General features: G+C 68.7%; 6 protein-coding genes, 1 tRNA gene and 1 other RNA gene. 2 read left to right on the top strand and 6 right to left on the bottom strand.

Annotated features, from left to right (window positions below; all coding sequences use genetic code 11):
* Positions 1–222 precede the first annotated feature (222 nt).
* From IEY63_RS15230 to IEY63_RS15215, 4 genes are all read right to left on the bottom strand, one after another.
* Positions 223–306, bottom strand: a tRNA-Leu gene (locus IEY63_RS15230).
* Positions 307–366: 60 nt separating this feature from the next.
* Positions 367–715, bottom strand: a transfer-messenger RNA (tmRNA) gene (ssrA, locus tag IEY63_RS15225).
* A 110-nt stretch (positions 716–825) separates the two neighbouring features.
* The gene (locus IEY63_RS15220; RefSeq protein WP_308425233.1) at positions 826–1,542 is read right to left on the bottom strand and encodes a PHP-associated domain-containing protein; all 717 of its coding nucleotides are present in this window, start codon (positions 1,540–1,542) and stop codon (positions 826–828) included.
* A gap of 148 nt (positions 1,543–1,690) precedes the next feature.
* A complete protein-coding gene (locus IEY63_RS15215; RefSeq protein WP_189069846.1) occupies positions 1,691–2,656 on the bottom strand; it encodes a diacylglycerol/lipid kinase family protein in 966 nt (321 codons plus the stop codon).
* 93 nt (positions 2,657–2,749) lie between these two features.
* Between IEY63_RS15215 and IEY63_RS15210 the strand changes: the two genes are divergently transcribed.
* Positions 2,750–3,658, top strand: a complete 909-nt coding sequence (locus IEY63_RS15210; RefSeq protein WP_189069845.1) for a diacylglycerol/lipid kinase family protein — start codon at positions 2,750–2,752, stop codon at positions 3,656–3,658.
* Between the two features lie 5 nt (positions 3,659–3,663).
* Complete coding sequence (locus tag IEY63_RS15205) at positions 3,664–4,305, top strand: phosphatase PAP2 family protein (RefSeq protein WP_189069844.1); 642 nt, start codon at positions 3,664–3,666, stop codon at positions 4,303–4,305.
* Positions 4,306–4,323: 18 nt separating this feature from the next.
* Here IEY63_RS15205 and IEY63_RS15200 read toward each other — a convergent pair whose 3' ends face one another.
* Positions 4,324–4,665, bottom strand: a complete 342-nt coding sequence (locus tag IEY63_RS15200; RefSeq protein WP_229784742.1) for a hypothetical protein — start codon at positions 4,663–4,665, stop codon at positions 4,324–4,326.
* 126 nt (positions 4,666–4,791) lie between these two features.
* The gene (locus tag IEY63_RS15195) at positions 4,792–7,794 is read right to left on the bottom strand and encodes an adenosylcobalamin-dependent ribonucleoside-diphosphate reductase (RefSeq protein ID WP_189069843.1); all 3,003 of its coding nucleotides are present in this window, start codon (positions 7,792–7,794) and stop codon (positions 4,792–4,794) included.
* Positions 7,795–7,859 lie beyond the last annotated feature (65 nt).

Below are 7,859 nucleotides of genomic sequence, written 5' to 3'. Positions count from 1 at the left end.
TGTCGCGAGTTCGAATCTCGTCTCCCGCTCCATGTATGGCCCCCACCCTACAGGTGGGGGCTTTTCTGTTGTATTTCAGGTTGTGGTGTCGGCTTGCTTGAGAAGACTTACTTGACCTCCACCTCCAGCGGATCGAACGACAGACACGCCATGCCTAGTCGCGTCGGCTGGTGCAGTGTCAAACCGAAACAGCCACCCAGATTCACGGGTGGCTGTTTTCGTTGGTGCCGGGAAAGGGACTTGAACCCTCACGCCTTGCGGCAGCCGATTTTAAGTCGGATGCGTCTACCATTCCGCCATCCCGGCACATGCTTGGGAAAGCCTGCCCAGTATAGGAGAAATCCCCGCCGGGTGGGCGGGGATCTGTGGTGGAGGTGGGCGGAGTCGAACCGCCGTCCAAGAGTCCGTTCAGCGTGCGTCTACGTGTGTATCCCACAGTTTGATTGTCGGGCTGGGGGCGACTGGTGGGCGCGCCTCCCCTTTGCCTTATTTCCACTTAGTTTCGCGTCCCGCTATGGAACCTTGCGTTGGCTAGCCTTCTTTTGGTTCAGTTCGCGCGGCGCCAAAGGCCGGGCTTCGCGGTCACTGTCTCACTTAAGCAGCGAGAGCGTATTTCTGGTTGCCAGTTAATGGCTTTGCCGTTTGTTAACGAGGCCAACGGCACCTCGACACGCAACATCACCTTCAGTTCCCCTGTCGAAACCGGGTCACCCCCAGGGTGTTCACCGACTCGCATCGGTAGACGTATGGTACCACCTTCGTCTGACGGGCGCATGATGGAAAAGCACGATTGAGACAGGCTGAAGAGCGTACCGACGCGACCGCCTACCGCCTGAACTGGCTGTTGAAGTTGCGCCACTGCTTCTGCCCGAACGCGTACGCCGGGTGCGTCCAGCGGCCCGCCACGGCGCCCTCACGCAGAGCCTCGATCAGCTGCGCGGGCGTGTGGATCGTCCGGAAGGGCGTTTCCACCCACGCCTCGCCGATATCGCGCAGGGTATGGGCATCACTGCCCGCGCTCATGGGCAGGTTCCGCTCGCGCGCCCAATTCTCCGCCACCCGGTTCCAGTGGTGGCGAGACAATCGGGAGTTGAACGTCTCGACGATATCCACCTGATCAGCGATCCGGTCGGTCGCCTCTGGACGTAGACGGTACCGTTTCAGCGGGTCAAAACCGTGTTGCAGCAGGACCAGCCCACCCTGCGCCCTAATCTGCCGCACCGTTTCCTCCGGCGTGAGTTTGGGCGGGATGCGCTCCTGGAGGAACAGACCGATCAGTTCACCCTCACTGGTCGTGATTTCCTCGCCGGGAATGACGCTGAGGCGGTCATCCAGGCCCAGGTCGCGAATGATGGCCTGCAACTCCGGGCCGCCGCGCTGCTGGTCGTGATCCGTCACGGCAATCACGCGTGTGTTCGTGCGGAGCATCCACCCCGGAATGTCCCGCAGGGGCGTGCGGCAGTCGTGACTGACCTCGGTGTGCATGTGCAGGTCCACCCGCATGACCTGCACCCCACCCCGCCAGACGATGTTGTTCTGCATGGTCGCCGCCGGGCGGGGCGCCCAGCCCAGCGCGCCACCCACACGGTCCTGAAGGGCGTGAACGAGCGCGACCGGCCACGCGCGCCGCAGCGGCACCTCGCGGCCCTCCTGCGGGTTCGGTGGGGGGAGGGGCGGACCGGGCGGCACCTCAGGCCTCCCCGGCGGGCGCGGCAGGCAGGGGCACTAGGACGTGCAGCGCGTCCGGCCACGCCTCAATCAGCACGCGGCCCGTGACGCCCTGCACAGGCGGCCTCACCTCAGCGTCCACGTGAAAAGCCTGCCCGGTGTACGGTATCTCCACGCGGCCCGCGCGGGTACTCTCGACGCTGCTCAGCGCCTCGAACTCGTCCCGGGCGAGCGCCGCGAGGTACGTCAGCAGCCCCTCACGGCCCGCCGCGTCAATCCGCACCACGTCCAGCTGCCCATCGCCCGGGTCGGCGTTCGTGGCCAGGCGCAGGCGCGGTCCCGTCGCCTTCGTGTTCATGACTTCCAGCAGCGCGAACGCCGCTTTCGGCTGCTCCTCACCGTCCAGCGTGAGCTGCACGGGCGGCGGATCGAAGGTCGTGAGGGTCGTCGTCAGCGCCTGCACGGCCCGCAGGGGACTCTTGCCTTCCTCCGGGTCGTACTCGGCCATCACGTCCGCGAACGCCCCGCACCCACAGGCTTCCAGGAACAGGTCCTCACCCCAGGGGCCCTCCACGCGGCCCAGATCGAAGGGCCGCACCTCCGAGCGGCCGTACGCGGCGATCACGTCCAGCGGCTCGCCCTGCACGCCCAGCGTGCGCGCCACGTTGTTCGCCGTGCCCATGGGAATCACCGCCAGATTCACCTCCGCGCGGCCCGCCAGCGTCAGCGCCACGGCGCGCTGCGTGCCGTCCCCGCCCGCCACGAAGACCGTCCCCGCCACGCCGTCCAGGGCTTCTTTCAGGTCGTCCTCGCAGCTGGTCGCGCGGTACACCGGCGTGAACCCGATGGCGTGAATGGCGTTCACCAGGTCATCCGGGGTGGCGTGCTTACTGCCGCCCGCGTTCGTGTTGTAGATCAGGGTCGCGGGGCCACGCGGCGCGGCGGAGGGAGCGCCCTCCAGCGTGAGTGGATCGGGCAGTGCGGTCATGCCGCTACTGTAGCCACCCCGCCCGCCCACGCGCCTTGAGCAAACCATGACCCGCACCCTCATCCCGCCCCGCGCCACCGTAGAGTGCATCACATGGCCGCTGCCGAACTGACCCCGGGCCCACTGACGCCCGCCGTGCTGATCCACAACGCCAGTTCCGGCAGCAGCCACCGCGCCGACCCCACGCAGGTGCAGGGCGCCCTGCGGGACGCCGGATTCGACGCCGAGTACCGCCCCACCCGCACGCCCGACGACCTGCTGACCGCCCTGCACGGTCCACTGCCCGGCCCGGTGTTCATCGCCGGAGGGGACGGCACCTTCCGCGCCGCCGCGCTGCACCTCACCGGGCGCAGCGCGACCGTCGGCGTGATCCCGCTGGGCACCTCAAACAACATTGCCCGGACCCTGGGACTTCAGGGCGACCCGCTGGACATCGTCCGCGCGTACCGGACCGCGGCGCCCCACCCGTTCGACGCGGGCCGCGTGCAGGCCCCCTGGGGCGAGGACGTGTTCTTCGAGGCGTTCGGGTGCGGCGTGTTCGCAGACGTCCTGCACGCCTACGACCCCGAAGGGCCCAAGAGCCCCCTGCGGGCCGCGCAGGCCCTCCTGAGTACCCTGCCCGGCTTCCAGCCGCAGAACGTTCCCGTCCACGTGAACGGAGAGGACCGCCCCGCGCCACCCGTGACGCTGCTGGAAATCATGAACATCCAGTCCACCGGGAACAGCCTGCGCCTCGCCCCAGACGCCCACCCTGGCGACGGGCAGCTGAACCTGATCCGCGTGAACGGCGAGCAGCGCGACAGCCTCTTGGCGTACGCCGCCGCCCTGCTGCGCGGCCAGTTCGACACGCTCCCCAGCGTGCAGGAAGACGTGGCCGCCACCTTCACCCTGCACGCCACAGGACAGATCTTCCACGTGGATGGCGAAACCCGCACTGACCCCGGCGGCCCCGTACACGTACAGGTCTGGCCTGCCGCGCTGCACGTCCTGCGCCCCACCTGACCCCCATGCCCCGGCCCAACCAGCCACGCAGTCCATCCCGCCTGACGTGGCCCGCCCTGCTGAGCCTGCTGGCCCTGACCGCCCTGACCATCACCGTGCAGACCGGCACCACCGCCCCCCTGGACACCCCCGTTAGCGCGTGGCTGCACACGCACGCCACGCCCGCCACCATCGGCGCCGCCCGCGCCCTGAACGTCACGGGCCTGCTGGGCGTCACCCTGACCGCCACCGCCCTGATCGCCGCGTGGGCGTTCACCCGCTCGCGCCGCGCGGCGCTGCTGCTCCTGACCGGCATGACCGCCACGCTGGCCGCGCAACTCCTGCTGAACGCCGCCGTGCACCGCCCCCGACCCACCCTGTACCCGCACCTGGTCGCCGCGCCCGGCCTGTCCTACCCCAGCGGGCACGCCGCCCTCGCCGCCGCGCTGGGCACCCTCCTGAGCGTCCTGCTGCGCCGCACCCCCACCCGCACCTGGGCCGTCACCCTGACCGCCGCGTACGCCCTAAGCATGGGCGCCGCCCGCGTCCTGCTGGGCGTCCACGCCCCCAGCGACGTTCTGGCCGGCTGGCTACTGGGCGTGACCGTCAGCCTGGGCGTCACGCTGCTGCTGGAACACTGGTGGCCGCGCCGCGACCACCCCACCTGAGCCGCACGCCTGGCCGGGCTACTCCGTGCGGCCCTCCCGCTCGGCCCGCATGGCCGCCGCGTCCTCCAACATCAGCGCGGGCAGCAACGCGAAACTCCCCGCGAACAACGACGCCACCGCCGCCGGGACCCGCACCCGCGTCCGCCCGTTCAACACCAGATACAGCGCGCCCAGGGTGCTCAGCGCGCCGATATCCATGAACATCACCCGCGCGAACGCACTGCGCCGCAGCGTCTCCCGCGTGCCCAGCTCCCCCGGACGCCGCCGCCCCACCACCGCCGTCAACACCAGCAGCACCAACAACGACGCATACAGACGAAACCGAGCAGGGGAGGGGCGAGCGTAATCCGACAGAGGCATACGGGCAGCGTACCCGCCCGGGCCCGGCCGGAGCGTACGCCTTCTCCCTGGGACGACACAGAAAAATCTGCCTGCCCCGTGGAGGGCAAGCAGACCAGTCAGCGGAGTGACGGTTTTTTCTCTACCTCAGCCGCATTTGCTGTAGCCGCAGGCTTGGCATTTTAGGCAGCCTTCCTCGCGGATCACGGCTTTCTCCTCGCACACCGGGCACCGCTCGCGCCCCATGCCCTCCACGCTGACGCCACTGGGCGCAGCGCTGCTGGTGACGGGTTGGGCGGTGTCGGTGCTGCCTCCGGCGAGGGGGGGGAGTTTGGCGGCGTCGAGGTCTTTCTGGAAGGTTTCCAGGGCGACGGCGATCAGGTCGGCTTTGCTGCCCACGAGGCGGCCGTTGTAGCTGCCGTACAGGCCGCCGTTGATGCCGCGCAGGGTTTTGACGATGGCCTGGGCGGGGACGCCGTGCTGGAGGGCGATGCTGACGACGCGGCCGAGGGCTTCGCTGTCGGCGTTCGCTTCGTCGCCGGCGCGGCCGCTGATGACCATGACTTCGACGGGTTTGCCGCCGAGTTCGTTGACGGTGACGAGGAAGCTGCGGCGGTGGCCGCTGGTGGGGTCGGTGAGTTTGACCATGTCGGTGATGCCGCGCAGTCGGGTGGGGCGTTCGTAGGTGGGTTTGCTGGGCATGGTGGGACTCACCTTGGGCGTGGGGGCGGGGGTGGGTTCCGGGGTGGGGGTGCTTTCGCCCATGACGTCGGCGCTGGCGCTGGGTTCAGCGGGGGTGGGTTCGGCGTTGTCGTCTTCTTTCTTGGTTTTTTTCTTGCTGGTGCTCAGGACCTGGAACTGGCGGCTGCCGTCGCGGTAGACGGTGATGCCTTTGCAGCCGGTCTTGTACGCTTCGCTGTAGGCGTCCTGCACGTCCTGCACGGTGGCGTCGTTGGGGAGGTTGATGGTCTTGCTGAGGCTGTTGGCGGCGTGCCCTTCGGCGTCGAAGGCGCGCTGCACGGTGCCCTGCATGCGGACGTGATCGACGGGTTTGATGTCGTGCGCGCAGACGAACACCTGCTGGAGGGCGTCGGGAATGAACGGCAGGCCGACGACCGAACCGTGGTTTTCGCTGACGGCTTCGGTGACCTTGTCCCAGTCCCAGCCTCCGTCCTTCGTCATGCCCTGGGGGGCGGGGTACGTTTCGAGCAGTTCGACGAAGAGGGGAGCGAGGAGGGCGCGGTATTCGCTGCCGATCTTGCGCCAGATGAACGGGCTGAAGATGGGTTCGATGCCGCTACTGACGCCCATGAGCATGCTGGTGGTGCCGGTGGGGGCGACGGTCAGCACGGCGACGTTGCGGCGGGGTGCGTGGGGGATCTGCTCGGCGTGGCGGGTGTACACGGGGTAGATGCCGCGTTCCTCGCCCAGGCGTTCGCTTTCCGCGATGGCTTCCTCGCGCAGGGCGCTCATGATGTCGTAGATGGTGTCGCGGCCCGCTTCACTGTCGTAGCGCAGGCCGAGTTTGATGAGGGCGTCGGCGAGGCCCATGACGCCCAGGCCCAGGCGGCGCAGGTCCTGGCTGGCGACGCGGTTGTCTTCGAGTGCGAACACGTTCACGTCGAGCACGTCGTCCAGGAAGCGCACGGCGGTGCGGACGTCCGCGCGGAACGTGTCGTAGTCGAAGGTGCTGCTGTGCACGTACGCCGCGAGGTTGATGGCGCCCAGGTCGCAGGGTTCACCGACGGTCAGGGGGATCTCGCCGCAGGGGTTGGTGCTGCGGATCTGGTAGCGCTCGCCCAGGTTCTTCAGGGCGGAATGCTCGTTGATGCGGTCCACGAAGATCAGGCCGGGTTCGCCGGTGCTCCAGGCGTGCTGCGCGATCTGGTCCCACAGCCACTGGGCGGGGATGCCGGTCTTGCCGCTCTTGTCGGTGTACACGGGGACGCCCTGCGCGTCGTCCTCGGCGCGGATGGGCAGCGTGGGCAGGGTGCCCTTGAACGCGCCCTTCTGCGGGGCGAGGTAGTACTTGCCGGGCACGTCCTGCGCGTTAACGTGCCACACGCCGCCCGCCTGGAGGGTGTCCCAGAAGGCGCTGCTGACCAGGATGCTGATGTTGAAGGTGCTGATGTCCCCCTCGCTGGCCTCGCGGTCGAGGTCCTTGGCGGTCAGGAAGTCCAGCACGTCCGGGTGCTCAATGGAAATCGTGGCCATGCCCGCGCCGCGCCGGGTGCCGCCCTGACGGACGACGCGCAGCACCGGGGCGTACACGAAGCGCAGGGTGTTGATCGGGCCCGACGCTTCCGCGCCGCGGTTGGCCCATTCCAGGAAGTTGTCGAAGATTTCCAGCAGGAAGCTCACGGGGCCGCTGCTCGTGCCGCCCGAACCCTTGATCGGGGCACCCTCGGGGCGCATGCTGCTCAGGTCCAGGCGGGGCTCCAGGCCGGTCTTGGCGTCCTCGGCGATCTTGCGGGCCGCGTCGATGATGCCGCCCATGTCGTCCGGCACGGCCTGCACGCCTTCGGGCATGGCCTTGACGACGGACACGCCGTTCGCGCGGGCCAGCGCGACCAGTTCCGGCTTGATGACCTGCCCGTACACCACGCGCGTCCAGTTGCGCACCGCGATGGGCTGCTTCTCACCGTCGGGCTGGGTGGGGGGGCGCATGAGGCCCTCGATGAAGTCCTGCACGTCCGCGTGCGCGGCGCTCATGTACACCCAGCCGCGCACGCCGGTGTCGGGGCGGCTGCTCTCGGCGCGGGGCGTGTATACGTCCAGGTTCACGCCGTTTCCGCCGCCGACCTTCGTGACCAGCGCGAGTTTCTTCGCGACTTCCATCACGCCCTCGAAGGTGTGCGGGGCGTGCTCAGTGGCGCCCTGCACGAAGCAGTTCAGGACGTTGCCGTGCTGCGTACCGGCGCCAGCCAGGACGCGCCCGCCGGGGCAGAATTTCTTCTCGGCCATCAGGTCGTAGTACGCCTGCGCCCAGTGCTCGCGCGCGCCCGCCTCCTCTGCGCCGGCCACCCAGGTGGCGATGCGGCGGAACATGCCGCTCAGGTCGCCGTCCGTGCCTTGCAGGTACTGCCGCTTGGCAATGTGGTGGGCGTTCTCGTCGAAGTTGGTCAGGGGCTGGGCGCTCAGGGTGGTCACGGTGGGTCTCCTTGCGGGCGAGGGGGTGGCTTGGGCACACAGCAGCGAGACCGCACCGCCCCGGT

This window comes from Deinococcus radiotolerans, assembly GCF_014647435.1.
In the GTDB taxonomy this organism is placed as follows: domain Bacteria; phylum Deinococcota; class Deinococci; order Deinococcales; family Deinococcaceae; genus Deinococcus; species Deinococcus radiotolerans.
The sequence above is the reverse complement of the archived record's forward strand: the minus strand, read 5'-3'. Positions and strand labels throughout refer to the sequence as shown.

Coding starts and splice junctions, on each gene's coding strand:
- IEY63_RS15220 (WP_308425233.1), bottom strand. CDS start 1,542: ATGCAGAACAACATCGTCTGGCGGGGTGGGGTGCAGGTCATGCGGGTG.
- IEY63_RS15215 (WP_189069846.1), bottom strand. CDS start 2,656: ATGACCGCACTGCCCGATCCACTCACGCTGGAGGGCGCTCCCTCCGCC.
- IEY63_RS15210 (WP_189069845.1), top strand. CDS start 2,750: ATGGCCGCTGCCGAACTGACCCCGGGCCCACTGACGCCCGCCGTGCTG.
- IEY63_RS15205 (WP_189069844.1), top strand. CDS start 3,664: ATGCCCCGGCCCAACCAGCCACGCAGTCCATCCCGCCTGACGTGGCCC.
- IEY63_RS15200 (WP_229784742.1), bottom strand. CDS start 4,665: ATGCCTCTGTCGGATTACGCTCGCCCCTCCCCTGCTCGGTTTCGTCTG.